At 40.8% G+C, this 617-nt stretch carries 1 protein-coding gene; it reads right to left on the bottom strand.

What is annotated here, in order from left to right; translation table 11 throughout:
• Positions 1 to 617, bottom strand: a 617-nt coding sequence (locus LMU01S_RS10605) for a hypothetical protein (RefSeq protein WP_169795916.1), incomplete at both ends; no start/stop codon positions are given.

Genomic DNA, 617 nt, shown 5'->3' with positions numbered 1-617 from the left:
TTTTTTCCTTCACGTTTATTCCGTTCTTCTTCTAGATGAACCAGATAACGCTGATATGTCTTTTGGGTCTGATCGATCTTTTTTTCTGCACTTTTGACTAAGTTACGGTCTCGGTACATATTATCTTGTAAAGTCGTGATGACCTGCTGTGTCTTACCATTGATTTTCTCTGCAAAAGCGCCTTTTTGATAACCAGTGAACTGGGGCAACTTCTGGGAACTATATTGTCCTATCAAGCGTTCGATCGCAGCTATCATCTCATCTAATTCGTCAAATTTTCTGACTTGTTCGGCTTCATAGGTCTGCCAGCTTTCTTGCTGGTCTTTGATACCTCGCTTTATATTATCCAACGAATCATTCACTCGAGACTTAGCTTCATTTGCCTGTTGAACATAGGTCCCACTGGGGACAATATCACTGACACCATGTGTGATCTTATTGAAATGTGCGACTTTTGCTGCAACATCACCACGGTAACTATCGCTTTGTCCCTTGATCGCCTCATAATCACTCGTAGCTAGATAAAAATCATTCCCACCTTTATCAACACCTGTATATGAAGCAACGTAGATCTTCAAAAGGTCCTCAAAACGTTGTAGCAACTGTTCGATCATTGT

The organism is Ligilactobacillus murinus DSM 20452 = NBRC 14221 (genome assembly GCF_001591685.1).
In the GTDB taxonomy this organism is placed as follows: Bacteria; Bacillota; Bacilli; order Lactobacillales; family Lactobacillaceae; genus Ligilactobacillus; species Ligilactobacillus murinus.
This window is presented reverse-complemented; position numbering and strand designations above follow the sequence as displayed.